We start from the raw sequence: 26475 nt of genomic DNA on the forward strand, positions 1-26475 counted from the left end.
TCAATTCCCCGCCTGTTGCTGCGGCAAGAGATAGCCGGTGGTCGAGCGAGCCAGCACCAGGTAGCGTGCGGCGACGGCCTTGACCTCGTCGGCCGTGACCTTTCGGATACGGTCCGGCCATTGCTGGACATCCTGCACATTGCCGCCAGTGGCGAGCGTCGAGCCATACATTTCGGCCATGGAGTCCTGTTTGTCGCGGGTAAAGACCATCGACCTGATATAGCGGTCCTTGGCCTTTTCAAGCTCATCGGATGTGACGCCATCGCTGGCGATGCGCGCCACCTCGGCATCGACCGCGGCCTCGACGTCGGCCAGCTTGGCGTCGCCGCGCGGCGCGCCGTAGACGGTGAAATTGGTGTCGTCGAGCATGGTGCCCTGGAAATACGCACCGGCATTGGAGGCGATGCCCTGCTTGACCACAAGCGCCTGGTAGAGCCGGCTGCGGTTGCCACCGCCGAGGATTTCGGCAAGCAGGTCAAGCGCCTCGGCCTCGCCCGGCTTGGCGGTGTGGTAGGACGGCACCACCCATTGCGTCGAGAAACTCGGCACGCTGACGCGGGCGTCGGAGAGCGTGACGGTGCGCTTGGTGTTCTGCTCCGGCTCGACCGGGCGGATGCGCGGCGGCAGGTCCGGGCCGCGCGCCACCTTGCCATAGGTCTTCTCAGCCAGCGCCTTCACCGTCTCCGGTTCGACATCGCCGGCCACGATCAGCACGGCATTGTTGGGCCGGTAGTATTTGTCATAGAAGGCGGTGGCGTCGGTGCGGTTCAGCTGTTCCATCTCCTGCATCCAGCCGATGACCGGAATGCGATAGGGCTGGTTCTGCCACAGCGTGGCATCGACTTCCTCGTCGAGCACCGCCTGCGGATTGTTGTCGATGCGCGAACGGCGTTCTTCGAGGATGACATCGCGCTCGGTCTTGATGACATCGTCTGTGAGGATGAGGTTGCGCATGCGGTCAGCCTCGAAGCCCATCATCTGCTCGAGCGCCGACGGCGCCACCGTCTCGTGGAAGGCGGTGTAGTCGTAGGAGGTGAAGGCGTTGTTGGAGCCGCCAATGTCGGAGACGGCGCGGTCGAACTCTCCGGCCGCGTGATTTGTCGTCGCCTTGAACATCAGATGTTCGAAGAAATGGGCGATGCCGGATTTTCCCGGCGGCTCGTCGGCGCTGCCGATCTTGTACCACACCATGTGAGTGACGATCGGCGCGCGATGGTCGGGAATGACCACCACTTCCATGCCGTTGTCGAGCAGGAAGTTGGTGACCGTGCCATCATCGGCTGCAAGGGCGGGGCTGATCAGTGCCAGAGCGGTCGTCAGCAGCATTGCGCGCAGCCATTCAGGACGTTTCATTGATGGCTCCGGTTGTCATGGCGGGACGATAGGCGGGGTTGCCAGCCGAGGCAAAGCGATTTGTTCGTCATTTTGAAGGCGCTCGGCCTACCCGTTGCCTTCGGAAGGGATCGCGAACGCGGGCGTATCAGTCAGCCTCGATGAAACGGATCACGGTTTCGCCGTAATTGCGCTCATCCAGCACGGAAAAGCCCGGGCCTGGTTCAAAGGGAACCACCGCCGTCTCCTCGACCACGCACAGCGCGCCGGGGCGCAGCCAGCCGCCGGCTTTCGCCGACCGCAAGGCAAGCTCGCCAAGGCCCTTGCCGTAGGGCGGATCGGCGAAGACAAGGCCAAACGGCGCCAGCGTGCCCGCCTCGCCAAGGCCTGTCGCATCACGACGAAAAATCTTGGTGCGGCCGGTCAGGCCGAAGGCCTCGACATTGTCGCGGATCAGGCCACGGCCTTCGGCCGATTCCTCGATGAAGACACCATAGGATGCTCCGCGCGACAGCGCCTCCAGACCCAGCGCGCCGGTTCCGGCGAACAGGTCGAGCACGCGCGCGCCGTCCAACTGTTCGGCAAAACGATGCGCCAGCACGTTGAAGACGGCCTCGCGGGTGCGGTCGGTCGTCGGACGGATGGCGCTGCTGCGAGGCGTCGCCAGCGGACGCCCACGAAACTCACCACCGACGATTCTCATCTTGTCCGGGGACCCTTGGGGCCGCCGCGCGGCCGCTCACCGCCGCCGGCGCCGCCAGGACGCTCGCCACGCGGCTTGCCGAACGGCTTGGCGCCTGCCGGTTTGCCGCCGGGTTTGCCATAGGACGGTTTGAACGACGCCTTGCGCGCCTTGGCGTCGGCCGCCTTGGCGGCATCGGCTTCCGCCCTGCCTTTGCCGATCGGCCGGGCACCAGGCGCCATCCAGACATTGGCCTTGCGCTGGCCGGGCGGCTCGATCGGCCGCTGCTCGCGCTCGGATTTCTTGCCGCCACGAGGTTTGTCGCCGAAGCCACCGCGCGGCTTGTCGCCAAAACTGCCGCGTGGCTTGTCACCAAAGCCACCACGCTCTGGCCTCGGACCACGCTCGCCAAAGCTCTTTTCCGGCCGCGCGCTCCTTTCGGGGCTTGTCGACAATTTGCCGAGCGCCTCGTCGCGGCTGCCTTCCCGGCGCTTGCGGTTCTTGATCAGCCCGCCCTCGCCGATCGGCCGGCGCTCGCCATCACGCGTGAATTTCGGCCGTTCGGGTTCCGGCTCGCGAACTTCAGTGCGCCGCACCGGCTTGTTGGAAAAGGGTTTTGCTATCTCGGCGTCGAAATTGGCGCCGGATTCCTCCACCAGGCGTTCGCCAAGCTGGTCGCGCAGCACGCGGCCCTTGATCTCCAGCACGTGACCTTCGGGAAGGTCCTCGAGCTGGAACGGGCCGTAGGAGATGCGGATCAGCCGCGTCACGTCGAGGCCGAGCGCGCCGAGGATGTTCTTCACTTCCCGGTTCTTGCCTTCGCGCAGGCCGATTGTCAGCCAGGCATTGGAGCCCTGCTCGCGGTCGAGGCTGGCTTCGATGGCGCCATAGAACACCCCATCGACGGCAATGCCTTCGCGCAGGCCGGCAAGCGCGCTTTCCTCGACCTTGCCGTGGACGCGCACGCGGTAGCGGCGCAGCCAGCCGGTGGCCGGCAGTTCGAGCACGCGCGACAGGCCACCATCATTGGTGAGCAGCAGCAGGCCTTCGGTGTTGATGTCGAGCCGGCCGATGGTCATCAGCCGCGGCAATTCGGCCGGCAGCACGTCGAAGACGGTCTTGCGGCCCTCGGGATCACGGTTGGTGGTGACGACGCCAGCCGGCTTGTGGAACAAGAACAGGCGTGTGCGTTCGATCGGCGGGATCTCCATGCCGTCGAGATGGATGATGTCGCCAGGCATGACATTGAACGCCGGCGAAGACAGCGCCCGGCCATTGACCTTGACGCGGCCGGCGGCGATCAGTTCCTCGGCATCGCGGCGCGAGGCAAGCCCGGCGCGCGCCAGCCGCTTGGCGATGCGTTCGCCGGCCTCTTCCGTGGCCTCGGCGGGCCGAGGTCGCGGCTTGAAGCCTGCTGATGCCCCTTGCGGCCGATCACTGAAGTCGCGTTTGGGACGGTCAGAAAAGTCACGCTTCGGACGATCGCCGAAATCGCGCTTGGGGCGGTCGAAACGCTTTTCGCCACCCTCTGCCAAAGCGGCAACCGGACGGTCGCCACGCGGCGCGTAGGGTTTGCGCGGTCCTTCACGCTTCTCGTAGGGTTTGCGTGGGCCTTCACGCTTCTCGTAGGGCTTGCGCTCGCCCTCAGCCGCCATTGGCCGTTCGCCGCGCGGTGCGTAGGGTTTGCGTGGTCCTTCGCGCTTCTCGTAGGGCTTGCGCTCGCCTTCTGCCGCCACGGGCCGGTCGCCGCGCGGCGCGTAGGGCTTGCGCGGTCCTTCGCGCTTCTCATACGGCTTGCCCGCGGGGCGCGGCCCCTTGCTGAATGGCTTGTCGCCGCCCTTGAAGTCGCGCTTCGGGCGCTCGCCCTCGGCGGCCATCGGCCGATCGCCGCGCGGCGCGTAGGGTTTCTTGGCGCCGAAGGATGGCTTGCCGCCCCTGTCGCCTCGCGGAGCCGAGGGTTTCTTGCCCGGACCTTTTTGGCGCGGAGATTTCTTGTCGTTGTCGTCCATGTGGCCTTTGTCCGTTTGCGCTGCTACAGCGTGGCGCATCCTTTCGGGCGCGCAACGAACGCTGTAGCACTTTGATTTGGCGCATGATCTTTTCTGAAAATCGAGTCCGATTTTCAGGCTGATGCGCTCAATAACAGGATCATCAGAGTTTGTCAGGGAAAAGTGGCGACCGGTTTTTCCGGCAAGACAAGCGAAAATCAAAAGCCTGGAGTGGCGAGGAGACAATCGGAATGGAAACCGCGTGAAGCGGCCGGATTTCATGGCGGCGGCGCTGAAGGAGGCCGAAGCGGCAGCCTTGCGCGGCGAAGTGCCTGTCGGCGCCGTCATCGCCATGGGCAACACAATCGTGGCCAGTGCCGGCAACCGTACCCGCGAGCTGGCGGACCCGACGGCGCATGCCGAGATGCTGGTCATCCGCGAAGCCTGTGAGAAACTCTCAAGCGAGCGGCTTACCGGCCACGATCTCTATGTGACGCTGGAACCTTGCGCCATGTGCGCCGGCGCCATTTCCTTCGCCAGGCTGCGCCGTCTCTATTTCGGTGCCGCGGACGAAAAGGGCGGTGCGGTGGTCAACGGCGTGCGCTTCTTCGCCTCGCCGACCTGTCACCACACGCCAGACATCTATCCGGGCATGGGAGAGACCGAAGCGGCCCTGCTGCTCAAGGAATTTTTCAGGGAACGTCGCGACTTGCTCTAGAGCGACGGCAACCAGTCGAACCAGCCGCCCTTCTTGCCTTCCGCCTGTTTCTTCAAACGGCGTTCCTTCTTGTACTCGTCTTCGCCGAGTTCGTTCTGTGGCGCGGCGTCCGATGCGACACGGTAGGCCAAGGGCGGCTCGCTCAAATACTTGCGCGTGTTCGGATCGCCCTGCTTGCTCTCGGCGAGACGGCGCTGGATTTCGGCGGCGCGACCCTTGTCGGAATCAGCAGGCGACCAAGCCGGCGGGTGGCTGGAGCCAGACTCTTCCATAGCTTTTTTCACCGCAGCCGGATCCGTCTGCACATCATCAACGATCTCCGCCTGGTAGTTCGGATCGTTCTGATGGGCGGTGGCGTCGGCGCGCAAGCGCGCGCGGCGCTGCTCGGGCGATTCGGGCCATTCGGCGCTTGCCGTCTCGATGCTGTCCTGCGGTACAGGCAGGGCTTCCTTCTGTCCGGGCCCGGGCTTTACCAAGGTGGGGCGCGGCTTGTAGTCGATCGGTTCCCTGCGCTTCGGCGCGAAGGAAACGGCGCCGGTGAGATCCCCGGCGAGCTGTTCGGCGGCAGTCTTGTCGGTGCCATAGGTCGGAGAGCCCATGCAGCCGGACAAAGCGAGGCCCGATGCGACAAGCGGCGCCAGCAGCGCGAGGCGCGCATTATATCTCTCGGTCATGCCAAAAAGTCCCACTCTAGACAGCCTCTCGATCGCCACCGGTCTTGATGTCCGGCCCCCATCGTCCAAGCACTTGCGACGGAAATCCGGCGACAATTTGTCTTCCGGAGTTTCGCGTGTTTACCTCAACCGCTCGTTAAGGGCAACGCACGGGCGGATCCGCGCCGCCCTGCGTGGCATTTGTGCACCGATATGCCGCGCATCCGGCCACGCGCGCCGTGATCCCAAAACCGCGGCACACCCTCGGGCCAGGCCCGAGAGTGGTTTGGGCGACATGCATCAAAGCCGGCCGAGCGCCTGCAGCTCATGCAGCACGGCAGCGTCGCGCGCCGAGACATCGGGAAATGCAGCATCCTGGCCGACATCGGCCGTGTAGCGCCAGGAACGCGCGCATTTGACCAGACCGCGATCCTCGGCCTTCTCGACCACCACGGCGACGCCCTTGACGTCGTCGAGCGTGAAGGCACCTTCCGGCGCCCGGCCATGGGCGATGACGAGATCGCTGGTGATCGCCATCTCTGCCATGTCGACGTCCGATATGGCCGCCTCAAGCGCCGCGTCGTTGATCGTGACCACTGGCACCGCCTCGAGCGAGGAGCCGATCACCTTCTGCGCCCGCGCAATCTCCAGCGCGCCGGTGACGACACGGCGGACCTGCCGCACCTTGCGCCATTTTTCCGCCAGCGCGTCATTCTTCCAATCCGCCGGGATTTCCGGGAATTGGTCGAGATGCAACGAAACGGCATCGGGATGCCGGTCGAGCCAGGCCTCTTCCATGGTGAAGGGCAGCATCGGCGCCAGCCACTTCACCAGGCAGTCGAAGAGATGGCGCACCACCTGCACCGAGGCCTTGCGCTTCACGCTCGACGGCGCGTCGCAGTAGAGCGCGTCCTTGCGGATATCGAAATAGAAGGCCGACAATTCGACCACCATGAAATCGAGCAATGCGCGGGTGATGCGCTTGAATTCGAAGGCGTCGTAGCCCTGGCGCACCACCTCGTCCAGCTCGGCCAGCCTATGCAGCATCAGCCGTTCGAGTTCCGGCATTTCTTCCAGCGGCACCGTCTCGCCATCGTCATGGGCGAGCGTGCCCAGCATCCAGCGAATGGTGTTGCGCAGTTTGCGGTAGGCGTCGATGTTGGTCTGCAGCACGTTCTTGCCGAGCCGCTGGTCTTCCCAATAATCCGTCGTCACCACCCACAGGCGCAGAATGTCGGCGCCGGATTGCTTGATCACGTCCTGCGGCACCACGGTGTTGCCGAGCGATTTCGACATCTTGCGTCCGTCCTCGTCCATGGTGAAGCCATGGGTGACGACGGTGTCGTAAGGCGCCCTGCCCCTGGTGCCACAGCTTTCGAGCAGCGAGGAGTGGAACCAGCCGCGATGCTGGTCGGAACCTTCGAGATAGACGTCGGCCGGCCACTTCAGATCGGGACGGTCCTCCAGCGTGAAGACGTGCGTCGAGCCCGAATCGAACCAGACATCGAGGATGTCCGTCACCTGCTTCCAACGGGAAGCGTCGTGATTGCCAAGGAAACGCTCCTTGGCGCCGGCGGCAAACCAGGCGTCGGCGCCTTCCTTCTCGAAGGCATCCATGATGCGCTGGTTGACCGCCTCGTCCTTCAGCACATTGCCGTCCTCATCGGCGAATACGGCGATCGGCACACCCCAGGCGCGCTGGCGCGAGAGCACCCAGTCGGGACGCTCCTCGATCATGGCGCGGATGCGGTTCTGGCCGGCAGCCGGCACGAAGCGCGTGTCGTCGATGGCCTTCAACGCGCGGCTGCGCAGCGTGGTACCGTCGCCGAGGTCCTTGTCCATGTAGACGAACCATTGCGGTGTGTTGCGGAAGATGACCGGCTTCTTCGACCGCCAGGAATGCGGATAGGAGTGCTTCAGCCGGCCGCGCGCGAACAAAGCGTTGCGCTTGATCAGTTCATCGATGACCGCCTGGTTGGCGTTGCCCTTCTTGCCATTGTCGTCGATGACGCGTGCCGGTCCGCCTTCGCGATCCGGGCCGAAGCCCGGCGCGTCCTTGGTCAGGAAGCCGGCGTCGTCGACGGTAAACGGGATCGCGGTATCGACGCCGCGCGCGCGCAGTTCGGGCGCCGCATCCATCCAGGCGTCGAAATCCTCGCGACCATGGCCGGGTGCAGTATGGACGAAACCGGTGCCGGCATCATCGGTGACGTGGTCGCCGGCAAGCATCGGCACGGGGAATTCGTAGCCGCCGCCGAGGCCCTTGAGAGGGTGCGAAAGCACAAGATTTCCAAGCTGTTCGGTGCTGATGCCGTGAAGGCGCTTCAAGGTTACCTTGGCCTTGGCCTGGCTTTCCTCGGCCAGGGCGTCGGCAAAGATCAGCTTCTCGCCCGGTTGCGGACCAAACGCATTCTCGGCCGCGGTCACCTCGTAGAGCCCGTAGGCGACGCGCGGCGAATAGTTGACGGCGCGATTGCCCGGGATGGTCCAAGGCGTCGTCGTCCAGATGACAACGTGGGCATCCAGCAAATCCAGCGACCGCCCGCTCAGATCCGGATTGAGTTCCGCCGGCTGCCCGTCCACGACACTGGCAACGACAAGATTGGCGACAGGAAACTTCACCCAGATCGTATCGGACTCGTAGTCCTGGTATTCGATCTCGGCCTCGGCCAATGCGGTGCGCTCGACGACGCTCCACATCACCGGCTTCGAGCCACGATAGAGCTGGCCCGACATGGCGAATTTCAACAGTTCGCCAGCGATGCGCGACTCGGCATGGAAGGCCATCGTCGTATAGGGATTCTTGAAATCGCCGACGACGCCGAGCCGCTGGAACTCGCCACCCTGCACAGAGATCCAGTGCGCGGCGAATTCGCGGCATTCCTGGCGGAATTCGTTAACCGGCACCTCGTCCTTGTTCTTGCCCTTGGCGCGGTACTGCTCCTCGATCTTCCATTCGATGGGAAGGCCGTGGCAGTCCCAGCCAGGCACGTAGTTCGAGTCATAGCCGCGCATCTGGAACGAGCGGGTGATGACGTCCTTGAGGATCTTGTTCAGCGCGTGCCCGATATGGATGTTGCCGTTGGCGTAGGGCGGGCCGTCATGCAGCACATATTTCGTGCGGCCGGCGGCACTCTCGCGCAGCTTGGCGTAGAGGTCCATGTCCTGCCAGCGCTTGACCAGCACCGGCTCCTTCTCGGGCAAGCCGGCGCGCATCGGGAAATCCGTCTGCGGCAGGTAAAGCGTCTTGGAATAGTCGATCGTCTCGGCCTTGTCGGCGGTAGGGGTATCGGTCATTGATCTGCCATCTCAATTGCCCGGCGGCGGGAAAGCCCCGGGGCTTGAAGTCTTTGGTTGATGCATATCGTTTTCCCAAAACCGGACCCACTTTTGGGCGATATGCGTCGATGTTCTGGAAAAAGCGCGAGGGTGCGCGCAAAAGTCCCGGCGGCTCCGGCGGCGCTCAGGCCGCCCGGAACACCGGGCCGGTAATTCGTATCGTCAGCACACGAAGGCGCGAAAAGCTCGTCATTGGTGGGCTTTTAGCGGAGATAGGCGCAGGAATAAAGCGTCTCGTTCGATTCGCCTACATCTTGAAGTCGAAGCGATAGGTGGTCGACACACCGACCATGAACTGGTTGCGATCGCCGCGCTCCCTGACCAGGCTGGAATCGGCCGCCGGACCCTCCAGGCGCGAATATTCGCCGAACAGGCTGGCGGTCATCGGATCGGTCACCTTCCAGGTCACCGCACCGCCGAGGCCGACGGATTTCAGGCCGCCACCAGGATTATACTGGCTCAGGCCCGAGGCCACGGCTTCCTGCGCGTTGACGCCATAATAGGCGTCGAAATAGTTGGCCGAGGCAAAGGACACGCGCGGGCCACCCGAAATCCTGACGGTTGGCGTCACATCGTAGAAGGCGTCGGCGGCGATATCGGCGACAAAGCCATTATGGGCACGGATGCCGTGCCGCAATTCGGCGCGCGCGCGCATCCAGTCCGTCGGATAGAATTCGAAAAAGCCGCCGACTTCACCACCCCAACGGACCGGATCGAGGCCCTTGAGCTCGTCGGCATCGCCGTCGTCGCGCGAAAACAGGAACTTGCCGGTCAAACCGGCGCGAACGCCGCCATCATCGACGAGCGCCAGCGAAATGTTGTCGTTGCGCGAGGTGAAGCGTGCCTGGGGACCGGCCTTGCCCAAAGAGATGATGGGCTGGGCGCTAAGCATGTATTTCTTGCCGCCCTCGAAATTCGGCGCAACCAGGCCAGTGGCGCCAACCGTCAGATACCAGTCGCCGGACAGCCAGCCGAAAGCGCCGTCGCCGGCCTCGGCCGCGCCCGATGTGGCCAGCATGACGGTAGCCAAGGCTGCAGAAATCTTTCCGAACGGACTCATGGCTACTCCACTAACACGATACAACTGCCCTTCGGCGACAGCTTTGACGAGGCTTTGGTAAAATTTGATTTAAAGCAGAGACATAAGCCTCGCATTGCTTGCATCATCCGATCCGCCCTCGGCTGGACGCCGGTCGGCCCCAAGGGTAACTTGGTTTTATTCTGGCAGTCCTCAAGGGAGGTGGCGACATGACACTGCACGGCGATACACTGAAGAACGCGATCGGCCAGACGCGAGAAAAGTGGGGATGGTTTGTCGGTCTGGGGGTATTGCTGCTGATCCTCGGCGGCATTGCCTTTGGCAATTTGTTCATCGCCACGGTGGCTTCCGTCTACGTCGTCGGCTGGCTGATGCTGGTGGCCGGCATCATCGAGATCATGCATGCTTTCGGGGTCAAGACCTGGGGGCGCTTCTTCTACTGGCTGCTCAGCGGCCTGCTTTACGCGGTCGCTGGGTTTTTCGCTTTCGACAATCCGCTGCTGGCCTCGGCGGTGCTGACCTTCCTGCTGGCCGTCGCGCTCGTCGCTTCCGGCGCGCTGCGGGCCTGGGTCGGCTACAGTCACCGTCCGGAACAAGGCTGGGGCTGGGTCGTCGCTGCAGGCGCCATCAGCGTGCTTGCGGGCCTGATCATCGCCATGGGTTGGCCGGTCAACAGCGTGTGGGTGCTCGGACTGTTCCTGGCGATCGACCTGATCTTCCAGGGCTGGACCTTCATCGCCGTCGGCCTGGCTCTGAAAAAGTAAACCTGGGGCCTTACCCGGGCACGGTCTTGTGCGAAAACCGGTCCACCGGCACGGACATCCGGTCCGGGATACCGCTTTTAAAAAGCGATGGCCGCGTCGAGCTGTGAAAGCGGCTTGACGCCGTCAAGCAGCGCCCTCGCCTCGGCTTCGTCCCTCTTCATCTGCATGACCAGAGCGTCGAGCCCGTCGAATTTGATCTCGCTGCGCAGGAAACCGAAGAACGAGACCTGGCAGGTCTCGCCATAGAGGTCGCCGGAAAAATCGAAGACGAAGGTCTCCAGAAGCGGCGCGCCATTGTCGTCGACGGTCGGGCGGCGGCCGAAGCTAGCGACGCCATCGTGCAACGCGCCGTCGGCGCGCCGAAAGCGGACGGCATAAATTCCTTCCTTGAGGGTGGCTTCCGCGGGAAGCCGCATATTCGCGGTCGGAAAGCCGAGCGTTCGGCCGAGCTGCTGGCCACCGACGACCTCGCTTTCGACAGTGAAGCGATAGCCGAGCAGACCGGCGGCCTCGGCCACCTCGCCATCGCAGAGCAAGCCCCGGATCCGGCTTGACGAGACCACCTCGGCGCCCTCGTCGCGAAAAGCGTCGACGAGCGTGACGCCAAAGCCATGGCGTTCGCCGGCCGCCATCAGATAGGCTGGTCCGCCCTGGCGGTCCTTGCCGAAATGGAAATCGAAACCGGTCACGGCGTGGGTGATGCCGAGCGTCTTCTCCAGCACGTCGGTGACGAAGGCTTCCGCCGACAGCGAGGCGAAGTCGCGCGTGAACGGCTGCTCGACGAGCGCGGCAAAGCTGAGCAACGACAGAATGCGCGCCTTCATCGGCGGCGGCGTCAGCACGAACAACGGCATGTCGGGCCTGAAGACCTTCCGCGGGTGCGGCTCGAAGGTCAGCACCAGGGCCGGCACGTCACGCCGCGCGGCCTCGGCCAACGCCCGCTCGAGCACCGCCTGATGGCCACGATGGACACCATCAAAATTGCCGATCGCGACAACGCCGCCCCGCAGATCGGCGGGCAGCGGCGCGGTTGTCGAGAGATGCTGGAAGGCCACCATTGTCACCTACTGCAGTCTGGCTATGACGGCCACCGGACGATAGCCGTGCCGTTCCAGGAAGAGACCGAGCTTTGCCGGATCCGGCCGGGATGCATCGCCGTAGTCGCGGGCATGGATGCCGCCGGAGACATAGAGAACGTCGAAACCATTGTCGGCCGCGCCTTTCACATCGGTCATCATCCCGTCGCCGATGGCCAGTACCTGCGAACGCTCAACCGGCCGCCCAAGCACCTCCGCCACTTCTTTCATCGCGAGGTCGTAGATCGGCGTGTAGGGCTTTCCCGCGATCAGCGTGCGGCCGCCGAGCTGGGCATAGTCGCGCGCCAGGGCGCCCGCACACCAGATGATCCGTTCGCCGCGCTCCACCATGATATCGGGATTGGCGCAGATGAATGGCAGGTTCCTGGCACGCAATCGGCGCAAAAGATCCGTATAATCCTCAGGCTTCTCGACCTCGTCGTTGAACAGCCCGGTGCAAACAACACCGGCGGCCTCGAATTCCTCGACGAGATCGACATCGAGGCCGTCATAAAGGGTCAGATCGCGTTCGGCGCCGATGTGGAAGATCTTGCGCGGGCCCTCCGCGATCAGGTCGCGGGTCACATCACCCGAAGTCACCACACGGTCGTATGCCGATGGCGGAACGCCGATCACGCTCATCTGAGCCACGACGTCGGCGCTGCGGCGAGGCGAATTGGTGATAAGGACAACCGGGATACCGGCTGTCCTCGCCTCGGCAAGCGCCGCCGCGGCCGCCGGAAAATGCCATTCGCCATTGTGCACCACGCCCCAGACATCGCAAAGGATTGCCGAATAGGCTTTCGAGACGTCTTCGAGCGAGCCGACGATTTCAGGCGAATTCGCCATGCCGTTTCCTTCAATATGAGCGTTGCGAGTGCCACGGCCGACGGGTCGCCGCAGCGGGTTCGAATTATCCGAACCGCTTCATGCTGTCACCAGCTTTCGCCTGGCAGCCCCGTCAATTGATCAATGAGAGTTGGACTGAACGACCGTGAGCGCCGTCTTATCCCTGTTATTTGTCAGCCCAGTATGCCAGATCCTGCGTCGGCAGGCGTTTTTCTGGACGGCATCAGGGCTGTGGCCTTTGATTGGTTAGCGGTTGGTGAAGCGCCAACCAAGCAATAGAAAGGTTTCCCAAACCCGTCTTTCAGCGTTTTGTGAGAAGCTGGCGCAGACCGAGAATCCGCCGGCGGGGGCCGCTGCAAGACATGCATGAAATCTGGCGTCAGTTCCGCCGCGACCGGCGCGGCAACTATGCTCTTATGACAGTCGTGGCGATGGTACCGCTGATGGGCGGCCTGGCGATCGCGGTCGACTTCACGGAAATGAACCGCGAAAAGCAGATGGTGACGAACGCGCTCGATGCCGCTAACTTCGCCACGGCGCGCCGGCTGACGGAAGGCGCGACCGACGACCAGCTGAAGGCCTACGCGCTCGACTTTTTCAACGCCAACCTGAATGATGTCGATCCCGCCAGCACGACGCTGAACGTCATATTGCCGAGCAACACCAGCGGCGGTGGCCTGCTCACCATGACGGCGCAGCTTGCCTACAAGCCCTATTTCTACCCGGCCTTCGCGCAGCTTGTCGGTAAATCCGCAATCGATGCGAACCAAAGGATCAGCTTCAACGTCACCTCCCAGGTGCGGCTGAAGAACACGCTGGAAGTTGCCCTGGTGCTGGACAATTCCGGATCGATGACCACACTCGGCACCGGCTCCGGACAGAAGCGCATCGATCTTCTCAAGACCGCGTCCAAGCAACTGGTCGACACGCTGGCCCAGCAGGCGGCCATGATCAAGCAGGTCGACAAGCCGGTGCAGTTCGGCCTCGTGCCCTTTGCCGCTTCGGTCAATGTCGGCCCCGGCAATGGCAACGCGTCGTGGATGGACACAGAGGGCCTGTCGCCGGTGTCGAACGAGAATTTCGACTGGTCGACGCTGAATGCCGCCAACAAATACGCCCAGCAGACCAACGGCATCTGGTACAAGCGCGGCACAGGCTGGGGCAGCGAGGAAGGCCAGATGCTGACCCGGTTTTCGCTCTACCGGGACATGAAGGTCGTCACCAACCACGAGCGCGTCGTCAACAGCAAGCGGGTGGTTTGCGACGAATACAATTCGAACAACACCTGCAAGCGCAGCCACGACGAATATGACTATATCGACTCCTACGGTCCGTTCGCCAGTTGGCAAGGCTGCGTGGAGGCCCGGCCCTACCCCTACAATGTCAACGACACACCGCCATCCGGCGGCACCGCCAACACCGGCATAGGCGTCGGCGATCCGGCAACGATGTTCGTGCCCATGTTCGCCCCGGACGAGCCCGGTAATCACTGGAAGCTCACCCAGGATCCCGACGAGGCGGCACCGGTGACATACGGCGCGGTGAACAGTTGGTGGAATGACGATCCTTCGAGCAGCACCGGCCAGTCGCGACTGCGCAACATGGCCAAATATTTCCAACCGCGGCCGATCAATGCGCCGGCGCTGCCTGCCGGCAACGGCCCGAACTACAGCTGCACCACCAATCCAATCACGCCACTGACCGATGTCAGCGTCACCGATGGGCTCACCTCGATCAAGGCCGCCATCGACCTGATGCAGCCGAATGGCGGCACCAATGTTCCCGAGGGTATGGCTTGGGGCTGGCGCGTTGTTTCGAGTGGCGAGCCGTTCACGCAAGGGCGGGCGGAAACCGAGAAAGGCAACGACAAGGTGGTGATCGTGCTGACCGACGGCGCCAACACCTATTATACGCCGTCCTCGCTGGGCTATTCAGATCCCGCCAACTCGAAATCAACCTACGCGTCCTATGGCTATCTCAACCCCGGCTACAACGGCACCTCGGTCGGTCGCCTGTTCATGGGCACGTCGAGCGCCATCGGCCAGTTCGACTATTCGAACGGCAACTACACCAACGCGCTCAACGAGCAGATGGCAGCGCTTTGCAACAACGCCAAGGCGGCCAACATCATGGTGATGACGGTGGCGCTCGACCTGTCGACGACCAAGGCCAGCGACAAGCTGGCGATCGATGCGCTGAAATCCTGTTCCTCGGACTCGCGCTTCCGCAAGGACCCGACGAACCCGAGCAAGCCGGCGAAGCTGTTCTGGAATGCGACCGGCGCCAGCCTGTCGAACGATTTCAAGGAAATCGGCAATGAACTGTCGAACCTGCGGGTGGTCGGCTAGAGCGCGTCGCGTCGAACGGAATCATGCACGCGCTGGCGCAATGCCTGCACCGCCCAAGCCCTTGCGGGCGCCCGCCGCGACAGGCAGATATTGGCCGCTCGCGGGATCGCGCATCCATCGCGGCACGCTTGGGGACAAACAATGCCCGATACCGCCAACCATCTCGCCTTCGCGCTGGTCTGCCTCGGCATGGTGCTGACGCCAGGCCCGAACATGATCTACCTGATCTCACGCTCGCTGTCGCAAGGGCCGAAGGCCGGACTGATCTCGCTTGGCGGGGTTGCGGTCGGCTTCCTGTTCTATGTGCTTTCGGCGGCGTTCGGGATCACCGCACTGCTGCTCGCCGTGCCCTATGCCTACGATGCGCTGCGCTTTGCCGGCGTGCTCTACCTCTTGTGGTTGGCCTGGCAAGCGGTGAAGCCTGGCGGACGTTCGCCCTTTCAGGTGCGCGACCTGCCGAAAGACGGGCCGCGCAAGCTGTTCGCCATGGGGCTTATGACCAATCTGCTCAATCCGAAAGTGGCCGTTCTCTATCTGTCGCTGCTGCCGCAATTCATAAGCATTGGCAAAGGCCATGTCCTGTCGCAGCTGCTGGTTCTGGGCGCGACGCAGATCACGATCAGCTTGACCGTCAATGCCATCATCGCGGTGACGGCCGGTTCGATCGCCACATTCCTTGCCGGACGGCCATTGTGGCTGGTCATCCAACGCTGGATGATGGGAACCGTGCTGACGGCACTGGCGCTGAAGATGGCGACCGACGCGCAGCGCTGAGGCCCTCCAGCAAGATCTTTTCCCAAAACCGGTTCCCACCTTGGGGGATCATGCCTTAGCCTACATCGGCCGGCGGATCGGCCGGATCTGCGCCGGCTCGATCACCTTGCGGTAGAGATGCCAGGTGGCGTGACCCAGGATCGGCATGACCACGGCCAGCCCGGCAAACAGCGGGATCGAGCCGATCACCAGAAGCACGGCGACCAGCAGCCCCCACAGTGCCACCTGAAGCGGGTTAGCCATCACCGCCCGGGCCGAGGTCTCGATTGCCGAGACGGCACCGACATCACGGTCGAGCAGCAGCGGAAAGGCGATCACCGTCGTGGCCAGCACCACCACCGCAAAGACAAAACCGGCCGCGTTGCCGAGCAGAATCAACGTCCAGCCCTTGCTGGTCGTCAGCACATCGCGGACAAAGGCGCCGATCGAAGCCGGTGGCTGGTCGCCGAACAGGCTGGTGTAGATCGATTGGGCGGTGAACAGCCACAACAGGAACAGCGCAAACAACATGATGCCAATGACCGCGATCGACGGCAGCGCCGGGGAGCGGCGCACATCGAGCGCGTGGCGCCAATCCGTGTTCATGCCGAGTTCGCGCCGGCGGCTGATCTCGTAGAGCCCGATCGCGGCGAAAGGGCCGACCAAGGCAAAGCCCGACATCAAGGGATAGACAAGCTGGATGGCGTTGGAGCCCGACGTCCATTGCGTCAGGATCAGGCCGACGACCGGGTAGATCAGGCACAGGAACACGTAGTGCGAGGGCTTGGCCCAGAAATCCTCGGCGCCGAGCTTGAGCGCGTCCCAGAGATCGGCCGTGGTGATGCGGCGCACCGCGGGCTGCACATGCATCCCGTAGGCGTCCGCCATGACATGAAAGCCGGCCATAACCATCCTCCGTTTTTCTTCGGGGGGCGGTCACCGCCTGGGATGGCCGCCCGTAGCTGCCACTTCATGAACGAAGGTATCATAGCCGATCTTCCCGGGATTGTCGCCGCGCGGACCGCGTTTCGGCTCTCCTCACGGGATTTTCATCTCCCGGCCCGGCAGAACCCAATCCCGCCGCTATCAGGGCGAATTGAAAACCGCCTCTATGTGATGGCCATCCGGATCGATGACAAACGCAGCGTGGTAGTGTGGGCCATAGTCAGGCCGCGGGCCTGGCGCGCCGTTGTCGCGCCCGCCGTGAGCAAGCGCGGCCGCGTGGAACCGCGCGATGCTCTGACGATCCGGCGCGGCGAAGGCCAGATGGAAACCCGGACCGGGCGGGCGTTGTCCTTTCGGGCGAAGTTTCAGCGCCAGCTTGTCGCCGCCACCGGCAATCCCGTAGCCTACGGCCTGATCGGGCTCGCCGGGTCCGAGATCATCCCAGACCCTGACATAGCCGAGCGGCGCCAGCACGGCATCATAGAAGGCAGCCGAGCGCTCGATGTCGGAAACGCCAAAGGAGATGTGATGCAGCATGTCTTGGATCTCCTTTTCGAATCGGCTTGTGGCCTAGGGTCGCGATTTTCATCGCCCTGCCCGGCAAAAGCCATGATCGCGACTATGTCAGACGGGCATGAAAGCTGAAAAAGTCGAAATCCGTCAAAAAGGCCTGAACAGGCGCACATGGCTCAAGGCAGCCGGCCTCGCGGCCTTGGTCGGGCTCGCCGCCTGCAGCACGGTCTCGCTGCCGACCGGGCAAGGCGCCGGGGTTTCCTCTTCCGCGACCGGCACGCTGGCGAGCCTGCGCGCCACGGCGGGGCTGGGCCCGCTCGTTCCCGACACCCAGCTTGAACAGGCGGCGCTTCAGCAGGCCGGCTACATGGCATCGCGGGAACGCATGAGCCACACCACGGGCTGGGGCAAGGATTTCGCCTCGCGCGTCAAGGACAATGGCATTGCCGGTGCCGCCGCCGAAAACATCGCCGAGGGCCGCTTCGACCAGCAGAAGCTGTTCGACATCTGGGCGCACTCGCCCGGCCATCGTCGTAACATGCTCGACCCGCGCTTCACCCGCTTCGGCCTCGCCTATGTGCGCGACGGCCGCGACTCCAGCCTGCGGTACTGGGCTCTCGTGCTCGGGAAATAGAAAGTCCCTGCCCGACCTATTTGGTCGTCGCCTTGAATTTCCCGTCTCGCCGGGTCAACGGCCAAACGATGCAGGCCGCTTCCGCAATGAGCTAGCACCACCCGACGCGGCTATCCTAGTCCATATTGGCGGCAGACACATGCCTACAGCGGGCCTAGTCCATATTTGCGGCAGGCACATGCCTGCCCGGGCCTAGTCCATATTGGCGGCAGGCACATGCCTGCCGCGGGCCTAGTCCATATGCGCGGCGGGTGCGCCGCCGCCCGCCGGGCCGGCTTTCGGCTTGCGCAGCAGGAAGACGAACGGGATGGCGAGCAGCGTCATCATCATCAGTATTTTGAAATCGTTGACGTAGGAGATCATCATCGCCTGGATATTGACCATGCGATCGACCTCCGACAGCGCTGTCGGATCGCCGCCGGCGGCCGCGGGCGAGACTGCCCAGAGGTTGGGATTGAACGGGTTGATGAAAGCAGAAAGCTCGGCGTGGTTGATCTGCGTGTTGCGCACCAGCAGCACCGTCACGACCGAGACACCGATCGACGAGCCAAGATTGCGCACCAAACTGAACAACGAGGTTGCGTCGGTGCGGTAGCGCGCGTCGAGCGTGGCGAAGGCAACTGTCGACAGCGGCACGAACACCATTCCCATGCCCAGGCCCTGGATCACGCCGGAGCTGAGGATCAGCCAGTTGTCCATCTGCGGCGTGAAGCTGGCCATGGTGTAGAGCGACTGCGCGGTCAGCAGAAAGCCGATGACGACGAGAATTCTGGCGTCGATCTTGTTCATGAGCCGCCCGACGACGAGCATCGAAATCATGGTGCCGATACCGCGTGGACCTATGACGACACCGATGGTGACAGTCGGATAGCCGAAAATGGTCGACAGCATTGGTGGCAGGAGCGACATCGAGGCCAGGATGAGCACACCCATGACGAAGATGAACGCCAGGCCGGTCACGAAGTTCCGGTCGAGAAATATCTTGGGGTCGATAAAGGGATGTTCCGCCGTCACTGTGTGAATGATGAACACCCAGAAGCCCGTGATGGCCAGGCCAAGTTCGATCCATATTTCGACCGAGGAAAACCAGTCGACCTCGCCACCCCGATCCAGCATCAGCTGCAGTGCGCCGACGCCGAGCGATATCATGGCAAAGCCGAAGAAATCGAAGCTGCGCACCCGCCGGGCAACGGCCGGCAAATAGGCGGCCATGCCAAGGAATGCGACGATGCCAACCGGCAGGTTGATGAAAAACACCCAGCGCCAGTTGAAATTGTCGGTCAGCCAGCCGCCCAGCGTCGGGCCCAGGATCGGTCCCAGCATGATGCCGGCGCCCCAGATGGCCATGGCCTGGCCGTGACGCTCCTTGGGGTTGATGTCGAGCAGGAAGGTCTGCGACAGCGGCACGATGGCGGCGCCGAACACGCCTTGCATCAGCCGGAACAGCACGATGGTTTCAAGGCTCCATGCCAAGCCGCACAGCATGGAGAAGACGGTGAAGCCGACCACGGTCGTCAGGAACAACTCCTTGCGGCCAAAGCGGTCGGCGAGCCAGCCGGTGACCGGCGTCATGATGGCGGCGGCGACGATGTAGGAGGTCAGCACCCAGTTGATGTTGTCGGGAGATGCCCCGAGATCACCTGTCATGGTCGGCAGCGCGACGTTGGCGATGGTGGTGTCGAGCGCCTGCATGACGGTCGCCAGCATCAGCGCAACGGTGATCAGGCCACGATGCGGCACTTCCTTGAAAGGTTCGGGCGTGCTCATGATGCGGAACTTCCAGCAGGTAACAAAAACGTGTACACAGGGTTTCCGGGCGGCAAAGCCTTCCGTTGAGAGACCTTCATCGCGGTGGGACGCGAGTATCGATGTGGGGGTTACATCGACTGAAAGTCTCTGATGAGCGGATGCCTGCCGCCCGGAAACATGAGGACCGAGGGGTCCGTGTCGAAGATTTCAGATTTCGGCCAGCCCGCGGCGCGGCTCGAACCAAGCGCTGATCCTTCCCACTCCTCCCATCAGACCAATCCTGCTATCGGCTTCCACCCGCTGGTCTGCGGGCCTCCGCCGACGTTACTGCGCGGGCTCGCCAGCCGTGGCGTGACCGAATATTGCGGGAAAACCACGCGCAACGCCGGTATCGACGGTAACGCTGGCGCTCATGCCGGTCCGCAACGCCATCTTGGCGTCGGCGTCGGTCAGTTCCAGGCGCACCGGGATGCGCTGCGTGACCTTGACCCAATTGCCGGTGGCGTTCTGGGCGGGCAGCAGCGAAAATTCCGCGCCCGTTCCCGCACCGATCGCCTTGACCGTCGCCTCGAAAGTCTTGCCCGGATAGGTATCGACGACGATCTCGGCCTTCTGGCCCGGCTTCATGTTGGTGAGCTGGGTTTCCTTGAAATTGGCATCGATCCAGGTGTCGTTGGTCTCGACCAGCGAAAACAGCGGCGTGCCGGAGCCGACGAACTGGCCGACCTTGAAGGACGAGGCCTGCGATATGACGCCATCGGCGGGCGCCTTGACCGTGGTCTGCGCCAGGTCGTAGGCGGCCTTGTCGCGCGCGGCGAGCGCCGACATCACGGTTGGATGCTTGTCGGTTTCGATGTCGGGATTGCCGCCAAGTGCGGCCTTGGCGCTGATGATGCCTTGCTGGGCAACGGCGACCTGCTGCTTTGCCTTGTCGAGGTCGTTGCGGGCCTGGTCCAGCGACGACTTGGCGTTTATGCCCTTCTGCGCGAGATCGGCGGCGCGGTCATATTGCGACTGGGCGTAGTCGACCTCGCTGCTGGCGGACTTCTCCTGCGCCATAGACTGGCTGTAGGCGGCACGCAGTTGCTCGACATTGAGGCGTGCCGCGGCAACCGCGGCGTCGGCCTGGGCGAGCGCGATCCGGTAAGGCTCGGGGTCGATGGCGAACAGGAGATCCCCCTGCTTGACCATCTGATGGTCCGATATGGCGACCTGCACGATGCGGCCGGCCGTGTCCGAGGCGATCGACACCTTGGCCTGCTGCAGATTGGCGTTCTCCGTCTCCTGATAGCGCCCGCCGGTCACCCAGACATAGCCGCCACCGATGATCAGCGCGGCCGGCAAGGCGAACATCAAGAGGAAGCGGCCCATGCGGCGCTTCTTCCTCGGCGCCGCCGGGACCGGCGCTACTGGCGGGGCAACCGCGACAGGGGCGGCAACCGGCTGGGCCGGCGCTTCCATCTCAACCTTGGGGGCGTTTTCGTCAACCTTGGCTGCCGCGTTCATGCTGCTGCGCCTTTCGTAGGCTCGACTTTGTCCGAGGACGAGGTATCGCCGTCGGCGAGATTCTGCGCCATCGCATCGAGCGCCCTGATCAGGACGCGGCGGTCCTCGGGCGAAACGCCGACAAGCGATTCCTCATAGACCTCGCCGGCGAGACTCTTGACCTCGGCATAGGCAGCGCTCGCCTTGGCTGTCGGGAAGATCATGCGCACGCGGCGGTCGGCGGCGTCGGCGCGGCGTTCGATCCAGCCGCCCTCCTCCATCCGGTCGACGAGGCGCGAGACGCTGATCGGCTCGATTTCGAGCAGTTCCGCGAGCCGCGCCTGGGTAACGCCTGCCTCCTTGGCGACACGCACCATGAGGCGCCATTGCGCCGACGAAAGGCCAAGCCCGCTGGCGCGCGTCTCGAAGCGCTTGCGCAGCAGACGTTGCACGTCGTGGATCAAAAAGCCCAGTCTGTCTATGCCATCAGAAACCATGAGCGATACATATAATAAGCGTGCTTACTATTCAAGATGTCACGTGACGGTGAAAGCCGGCAAATGTGCGTGGCGGTCTTGCAACGCGATCGTGGCTGGCAATCCGTGAACCGCTGGAGACAGCCGGACGTCAGGAATCGGCCTTTTTCACAGGCGGTTTCGGACGACCAGCGTAACGACGAAGAAGGCACCGAGCGAACTGGTGATGATGCCGATCGGCAGTTCCTGCGGCGGCAGCAGCGTCCGGGCCAGAAGATCGCTTGCCAGCAGGAGCACCGCCCCGAACAATGCACAGCTTGCGATCAGGCGCAGATGCAAGGGACCTGCCAGCGGCCGCGACAGATGCGGGATCATCAATCCGACAAAGCCGATGACGCCGGCGACCGAGACGAGAATTGCCGTCGAGAAGGCTGCAACGAGAAACGTCGCCCGGCGCATGCGCGCCACCGGCACGCCAAGGCTTTCGGCAGCACTTTCACCGGCCAGGAAGGCGTCCAGCCTGCGGTGGTTCCACAGTCCGTAGGCCGCGATCGTGCCGGCTCCCAACGCGCCCAGCCAGACATTGTCCCAGCGCGCCAGCCCGAGCCCGCCCATCGTCCAGAACAGCACCGAATGGGCGGCGCGCTGGTCTCCGGCAAAGACCAGATAATTGGTCAATGCCGTGAACAGGAAGGAGACGGCAAGGCCGGCGAGGATCAGCCGCTCCGGCCCCTGCCCCCTTACCCGGGCGACCAGCAGCAGCACGATGCAGGCGGCCAGTATGCCGCCGGTGAAGGCCGCGACCGGCAAGGTCCAGATGCCAAAACTGTCGCCGAAGACGGTGATGACGGAAACAGCGCCGGCGGCGGCTCCCGACGACAGGCCGAACAGGAAAGGATCGGCGAGATCGTTGCGGGTCACCGTCTGCAGCAACGCGCCTGTGATGCCGAGGCCGGCACCGACACAGACCGCCAGGATCGTGCGCGGCAGCCTGAGATCGATGACGATCTTGCCGACCGGGCCCGACACCTGGTGCTCATTCAACCCGACGGCATGGCCAAGCGAGGCGATGACGTCGCTCAACGGGATCAGCGTCGAACCATAGGCGATCGACAGCAGCACGAGGGCGACGACCGCCACCGTGCCCGCCACCATGGCCAGCGCGAATGCCTTGTGCCCGGAAAGCGCGCCGGATTTATGCCCGGGGGCAAGAAGCATCAGAACGCTTCCGGATGCATCGCCTTGGCGATCTTGGCGATCGCCTCGATGTTTGCCGGTCCAGGCGTCAGTTCGGCATAGCGAAGGGCCACGAAACGCTCGTTCTTGACCGCATCCGTCTCCTTCATCGCCGGATGCGCCTTCAAGAAATCGAGCAGCTTCCTGTAGCCGCCGCCATCCTGGTAATCGAGCAGGATGAGGAATTGCGGATTGCGCGACGCCACCGTTTCCCAGTCCGTGTTGCCCCAGCTGGTGTCCATGTCGGCCATGATGTTATCGCCGCCGGCCGCTGTGATCATGGCGCTCGGGATGGCGAATTTTCCGGCGGTGAACGGCCTGTCCTCGCCGGAATCATAGAGGAACACACGGGTTCCCTTGGCGTCGCCGACCTTCGCGGTGATGTCGGCGAGTTGCGCCTTCCAGCCGGCGACAAGCTTCTGCGCCTCGGTCTCCTTGCCAAAGATCTTGCCCAGCTTTTCAACATCGCCATAGAGCAGGTCCATGGAAGCCGCCGGGCGGTTCTTGTCGAGATGGACGCAGCTTTCGGTCAGCACCAGTGTCTTGATGCCATGCGGGGCGAGCGTGTCGGGCGTCACGTCGCCGCCCGGCTTCATGCCATAGTACCAGCCGGCGAAGAAGAAATCGGGCTCGACGGCGACCAGGTTCTCGAGCGTCGGGTATTTGGGCGCGAGTTCCGGGATTGAGCCCTGCTCGGCCTTGAATTCGGGGCCGACCTTGTACCATCCGGTGATGCCGGTCAGGCCGACGATCGACGGCTGCAGCTTCAGCGCGAAGGCCATCTCGGCCATGTTGAGGTCATGGATGACGGCGCGCTTGGGCGGCGCGTCGAAGGTCAGCGGCTTGCCGCAACTGTCGACGGTGACGGGGAAAGCGAAGGCGGTAGAGACCAGCAAGGAAAAGACGAGCGACAAGGCGAGACGTTTCACGGATTTTGCTCCTTGGTTGAACAGCGTTGATGAGGGATGGTTCGATCAGGATGGTGGCGCGGCGCGGTTCGGAACATCGAACACCGTCAGTTCACGGTCCTCGGTAGGGTGGCGCAGGCGAAACACGTCGACGCCGAAAATCTCGCGGATCAGCTGTTGCGTCAGCGCTTCGCGCGGTGCGGCCAACGCGTGCAGCCGGGCTTCGTTCATCACCGCGACCCTGGTGGCGAAAGGCGCCACCAGGGCCAGGTCATGCAGCACCGCGATCACCGTCATGCCGAAGCCGGCGACGAGTTCGAGAAGCTCGCCGCGAGCACGCGGGTCAAGATGATTGGTCGGCTCGTCGAGGAACAACACCTTTGGTTGCTGTGCGATGGCGCGCGCCAGCTGGGCGCGTTGGCGCTCCCCTCCAGACAGCGAGCCAATGGTGCGGCCGAGCAGCGGCAAAAGGCCGGTCCGGCGCAGGGCGTCGACGACAATGTCGCGCTCCTCGCTCCTGCGCCTCAGGCCGGCATACGGAACGCGGCCAAGTTCGACATAGTCGATCACCGCCAGCCGCGGATCCGGCTGGTCGGTCTGGCCGACGACGGCCATGTGCAGGGCCCGCTCGGCCGTCGAGATCCTGTCCAGCCGTCGCCCGCCAAGCTTCACCTCGCCCGAACTTGGCCTGAGCATGCCCGACAGCATGCGCAGCAGCGTCGTCTTGCCGGCACCATTGGGGCCGATGATGGCGAGACGATCGCCGGTGGCGATAGAGAGGCTGACCGCATGGACCAGATTCCGGCCATTCGCCACAGCACCCAGGTCGCGCGCCTCGAGGAGTGGCATTGTCATCGGCTATCACCCGCCAGCTTGCCCGGCGCCGGGATGCGGGCCAGCGTCTTGCCGGCCAGTCGCGGCGGACGCTGTCCGGAATTGCACCAGCCGTCGGCGAGCGAGGCGTAGAGCCTGGCAAATCGCACGAGATCACCGGCGTCGGCCTCGGCATCGACGGAGCCGAAGAGATAGGTAGCCTTGCCCGGCGCCTGGAAGGCTACCGTCAGCGGCCGTGCGCAGCCCGCCATGCATTCGACGCCTTCGACCGTGAAGCCATGCGACACGGCGGGTTCATCATGGGCCGAGAGCCGGGAGCGCAAATCGGCGCACAGGCTTTCGCCCGACCTGATGCCGGTGGGAACGTCACGGCAAAGCGTGCACACGATGATGTGGTGATCGATAGCGCCGTCCAACTTCCGTCACTTTCCAAAACTGGCGACGGAAGGATGTTGGCGAGCCGGCCGACAAGACCGACGTCCACGTCTCCTCCCGGCACACCCCGTCCGGTCAACTCAGTGATGGCAGGTCTCCTGGCTCGCGGGTCCTTGCTCAATCCTGCCTTCCCAGCCTTGCCGGCCAGTGGCATTTCGGATCTTGCTCACCGCTTACAGTTGCGGGGGCAGCCACGGCTTCGACCTTTTTAGGATCTCACCGTGTTCCCTTTTCACCCCTTGCCTTTCGACTCGGGGACCATCACCACTCGATCGTAGTTTTCCCCAATTTGCTTCGCAACGGATTTCTCGATGCATTGTCGATCCCGCGGCGGCGCTGAAATTGCGGATGTAATGTAATTACATTACGATTTAAATCATGCCGCTCGGCGAAGTCAAGTGAGGCTTTCTGCCGAATGAAGACATCGAGCCAGTCTCGCTCCTGGACGTCGCCTACGGCGTCTGCGTCAACGGCGACGACGCCGGCAATTTCGACTACGTCGCCGGTGTCGAGGTCACCGATTTTTCTGACCTTCCAAGGGAACTCTGCCGGGTGCGGATACCAGCCCGGAAATATGCGGTGTTCGCGCATCGCGAGCACATCTCGACCATCCGCCGCACCGTCAATACAATCTGGAACAAATGGCTGCCGGCCTCCGGGCACGAGATAGCGGACGCGCCCGAATTCGAGCGCAACGGTCCGGAGTTCGATCCGAACAACGGCAATGGCGGGCTGGAGATCTGGATACCCGTCAAGGCTTAGCGGAGATCACAATTCCAAGTCCCAGGTCTGGCCAACCAGATCCTTGCCGAAGGAGTGGTGCGGTTCTTCCTCGGTCAGTTTGAAGCCGACCGCCTGGTAGATGTGCCGGGCGGCGATCAGGATATCGTTGGTCCACAAGGTCAGCGTCTTGTAGCCCTTCGCACGGGCAAAGCCGATGCATTCCTCGACCAGCCGCCTACCGATGCCGAGGCCACGCGCCGAAGGTTCGACATAAAGCAGGCGCAGCTTCGCCACCTGATCCGATTTGCGCACGACGAAGACCGAGCCGACGACCTCGCCATCGCGCTCGGCGATCCAGCTTCGTTCCCATTTCGGGTCGAAGGATTTGACGAATGCCGCGAGGATTTCGGCAACCAGCGCCTCATAGGTTTCGTCCCAGCCATAGTCCTGCGCGTAGAGCATCCCTTGCCGGCGGGTGATCCAGCCGATGTCGCCGACCTGCAGCGGTCGTAACAGATAAGGGATCCTTGGCTCATCGCTTTCACCCAGCAGAGCCTGGACCGTCCGCATGGATTTCACCAGCCGGTCCTGCTCCGACGCAGGTAGCCTATCGAGAAGGGTCGCGACCTGGTCGTGCGAATCCTTGTTCAGCGGCGCGAAGGCATTCCTTCCCGCCGTCGTCAGCGCAATCGACGATTGCCTGGCGTCCGAAACCAGCGTTGACCTGGAGATGAGGTGAAGGCGCTCGAACTTCTTCAGCAGACGGCTGACATAGCCGGCATCGAGACCGAGGTCGCGCCCGAGGTCGGTCGCGGTCAGACCGTCGCGGTGCGCCAGTTCGTAGAGCACACGCGCCTCGGTCAGGGAGAAGGCGCTTTTCAGCAGCCCTTCGTCGAGCAGCCCGATCTGGCGGGTGTAGAAGCGGTTGAAAGCCCGCACCGCATCGATCAGGTCCTTGTTGGGCGCTTCGTTGCTGGGCTGATGGTGAATCGTCAT

Annotated in this window: 23 protein-coding genes, 1 pseudogene and 1 riboswitch; of the genes and pseudogenes, 6 read left to right on the top strand and 18 right to left on the bottom strand. The window is 63.4% G+C overall.

Annotation, left to right across the window (positions count from 1 at the left end; translation table 11 throughout):
- The 3 genes from EB231_RS24205 to EB231_RS24215 form a co-directional block, all read right to left on the bottom strand.
- The gene (locus tag EB231_RS24205; RefSeq protein ID WP_172351036.1) at positions 1–1353 is read right to left on the bottom strand and encodes a M16 family metallopeptidase; all 1353 of its coding nucleotides are present in this window, start codon (positions 1351–1353) and stop codon (positions 1–3) included.
- A 127-nt stretch (positions 1354–1480) separates the two neighbouring features.
- Positions 1481–2035 carry a 16S rRNA (guanine(966)-N(2))-methyltransferase RsmD gene (gene rsmD / locus EB231_RS24210; protein ID WP_172351037.1) on the bottom strand — a complete coding sequence of 185 codons (555 nt, stop codon included), beginning with the start codon at positions 2033–2035 and terminating at the stop codon, positions 1481–1483.
- The gene (locus EB231_RS24215; protein WP_172351038.1) at positions 2032–4023 is read right to left on the bottom strand and encodes a pseudouridine synthase; all 1992 of its coding nucleotides are present in this window, start codon (positions 4021–4023) and stop codon (positions 2032–2034) included. Before EB231_RS24215 ends, rsmD begins: the two co-directional genes overlap by 4 nt.
- Positions 4024–4264: 241 nt before the next feature.
- Here EB231_RS24215 and EB231_RS24220 point away from each other — a divergent pair, with 241 nt between their 5' ends.
- Positions 4265–4720: a nucleoside deaminase gene (locus EB231_RS24220; protein ID WP_172351039.1), complete on the top strand. Its 456-nt coding sequence runs from the start codon at positions 4265–4267 to the stop codon at positions 4718–4720.
- Here the strand turns inward: EB231_RS24220 and EB231_RS24225 are convergent.
- The 3 genes from EB231_RS24225 to EB231_RS24235 form a co-directional block, all read right to left on the bottom strand.
- The gene (locus EB231_RS24225) at positions 4717–5394 is read right to left on the bottom strand and encodes a hypothetical protein (protein ID WP_172353003.1); all 678 of its coding nucleotides are present in this window, start codon (positions 5392–5394) and stop codon (positions 4717–4719) included. The genes EB231_RS24220 and EB231_RS24225 overlap by 4 nt on opposite strands.
- Before the next feature lie 279 nt (positions 5395–5673).
- Positions 5674–8670 (bottom strand): isoleucine--tRNA ligase, encoded by a 2997-nt coding sequence (gene ileS, locus EB231_RS24230; protein ID WP_172351040.1) that lies wholly within the window; start codon positions 8668–8670, stop codon positions 5674–5676.
- 289 nt (positions 8671–8959) lie between these two features.
- Positions 8960–9772 (bottom strand): MipA/OmpV family protein, encoded by an 813-nt coding sequence (locus tag EB231_RS24235; protein WP_172351041.1) that lies wholly within the window; start codon positions 9770–9772, stop codon positions 8960–8962.
- Positions 9773–9960: 188 nt separating this feature from the next.
- Here EB231_RS24235 and EB231_RS24240 point away from each other — a divergent pair, with 188 nt between their 5' ends.
- Complete coding sequence (locus EB231_RS24240) at positions 9961–10515, top strand: HdeD family acid-resistance protein (RefSeq protein ID WP_172351042.1); 555 nt, start codon at positions 9961–9963, stop codon at positions 10513–10515.
- Between the two features lie 77 nt (positions 10516–10592).
- Here EB231_RS24240 and EB231_RS24245 read toward each other — a convergent pair whose 3' ends face one another.
- Positions 10593–11573: a bifunctional riboflavin kinase/FAD synthetase gene (locus EB231_RS24245; protein ID WP_172353004.1), complete on the bottom strand. Its 981-nt coding sequence runs from the start codon at positions 11571–11573 to the stop codon at positions 10593–10595.
- A gap of 6 nt (positions 11574–11579) precedes the next feature.
- Positions 11580–12440, bottom strand: coding sequence for a TIGR01459 family HAD-type hydrolase (locus EB231_RS24250; protein ID WP_172351043.1), 861 nt, complete (start codon positions 12438–12440; stop codon positions 11580–11582).
- Between the two features lie 362 nt (positions 12441–12802).
- On the opposite strand from EB231_RS24250, the gene EB231_RS24255 reads away from it, so the two are divergent.
- The gene (locus EB231_RS24255; protein ID WP_172351044.1) at positions 12803–14788 is read left to right on the top strand and encodes a TadE/TadG family type IV pilus assembly protein; all 1986 of its coding nucleotides are present in this window, start codon (positions 12803–12805) and stop codon (positions 14786–14788) included.
- A gap of 141 nt (positions 14789–14929) precedes the next feature.
- Positions 14930–15562, top strand: a complete 633-nt coding sequence (locus EB231_RS24260) for a LysE family translocator (protein WP_140768156.1) — start codon at positions 14930–14932, stop codon at positions 15560–15562.
- 60 nt (positions 15563–15622) lie between these two features.
- Here EB231_RS24260 and EB231_RS24265 read toward each other — a convergent pair whose 3' ends face one another.
- Complete coding sequence (locus tag EB231_RS24265) at positions 15623–16447, bottom strand: DUF2189 domain-containing protein (RefSeq protein ID WP_172351045.1); 825 nt, start codon at positions 16445–16447, stop codon at positions 15623–15625.
- A 180-nt stretch (positions 16448–16627) separates the two neighbouring features.
- Entirely contained in the window at positions 16628–17023 is a 396-nt protein-coding gene (locus EB231_RS24270) for a VOC family protein (protein WP_172351046.1), read from the bottom strand.
- Between the two features lie 97 nt (positions 17024–17120).
- Between EB231_RS24270 and EB231_RS24275 the strand changes: the two genes are divergently transcribed.
- On the top strand, positions 17121–17633 hold the full coding sequence (locus EB231_RS24275) for a CAP domain-containing protein (protein WP_172351047.1): 513 nt from the start codon (positions 17121–17123) through the stop codon (positions 17631–17633).
- Positions 17634–17864: 231 nt separating this feature from the next.
- Here EB231_RS24275 and EB231_RS24280 read toward each other — a convergent pair whose 3' ends face one another.
- From EB231_RS24280 to EB231_RS24310, 7 genes are all read right to left on the bottom strand, one after another.
- The gene (locus EB231_RS24280; RefSeq protein ID WP_172351048.1) at positions 17865–19400 is read right to left on the bottom strand and encodes a DHA2 family efflux MFS transporter permease subunit; all 1536 of its coding nucleotides are present in this window, start codon (positions 19398–19400) and stop codon (positions 17865–17867) included.
- Positions 19401–19706: 306 nt separating this feature from the next.
- Positions 19707–20888 carry an HlyD family secretion protein gene (locus EB231_RS24285; RefSeq protein WP_172351049.1) on the bottom strand — a complete coding sequence of 394 codons (1182 nt, stop codon included), beginning with the start codon at positions 20886–20888 and terminating at the stop codon, positions 19707–19709.
- Complete coding sequence (locus EB231_RS24290) at positions 20885–21364, bottom strand: MarR family winged helix-turn-helix transcriptional regulator (RefSeq protein ID WP_172351050.1); 480 nt, start codon at positions 21362–21364, stop codon at positions 20885–20887. Before EB231_RS24290 ends, EB231_RS24285 begins: the two co-directional genes overlap by 4 nt.
- 147 nt (positions 21365–21511) lie before the next feature.
- The gene (locus EB231_RS24295; protein ID WP_172351051.1) at positions 21512–22561 is read right to left on the bottom strand and encodes a FecCD family ABC transporter permease; all 1050 of its coding nucleotides are present in this window, start codon (positions 22559–22561) and stop codon (positions 21512–21514) included.
- Positions 22561–23508, bottom strand: a complete 948-nt coding sequence (locus tag EB231_RS24300; RefSeq protein WP_172351052.1) for an ABC transporter substrate-binding protein — start codon at positions 23506–23508, stop codon at positions 22561–22563. Before EB231_RS24300 ends, EB231_RS24295 begins: the two co-directional genes overlap by 1 nt.
- A gap of 45 nt (positions 23509–23553) precedes the next feature.
- Positions 23554–24342, bottom strand: a complete 789-nt coding sequence (locus tag EB231_RS24305) for an ABC transporter ATP-binding protein (protein ID WP_172351053.1) — start codon at positions 24340–24342, stop codon at positions 23554–23556.
- A complete protein-coding gene (locus EB231_RS24310; protein ID WP_172351054.1) occupies positions 24339–24737 on the bottom strand; it encodes a DUF1636 family protein in 399 nt (132 codons plus the stop codon). Before EB231_RS24310 ends, EB231_RS24305 begins: the two co-directional genes overlap by 4 nt.
- A 90-nt stretch (positions 24738–24827) precedes the next feature.
- A riboswitch (cobalamin riboswitch) is annotated at positions 24828–25034 on the bottom strand.
- A 166-nt stretch (positions 25035–25200) separates the two neighbouring features.
- On the opposite strand from EB231_RS24310, the pseudogene EB231_RS24315 reads away from it, so the two are divergent.
- Positions 25201–25518, top strand: a pseudogene (locus EB231_RS24315) (GyrI-like domain-containing protein); the annotation flags it as partial.
- A 6-nt stretch (positions 25519–25524) separates the two neighbouring features.
- Here EB231_RS24315 and EB231_RS24320 read toward each other — a convergent pair.
- Positions 25525–26475 carry a bifunctional helix-turn-helix transcriptional regulator/GNAT family N-acetyltransferase gene (locus EB231_RS24320; RefSeq protein WP_172351055.1) on the bottom strand — a complete coding sequence of 317 codons (951 nt, stop codon included), beginning with the start codon at positions 26473–26475 and terminating at the stop codon, positions 25525–25527.

Origin of the sequence: Mesorhizobium sp. NZP2298 (assembly GCF_013170825.1) — a bacterium.
GTDB lineage: Bacteria > Pseudomonadota > Alphaproteobacteria > Rhizobiales > Rhizobiaceae > Mesorhizobium.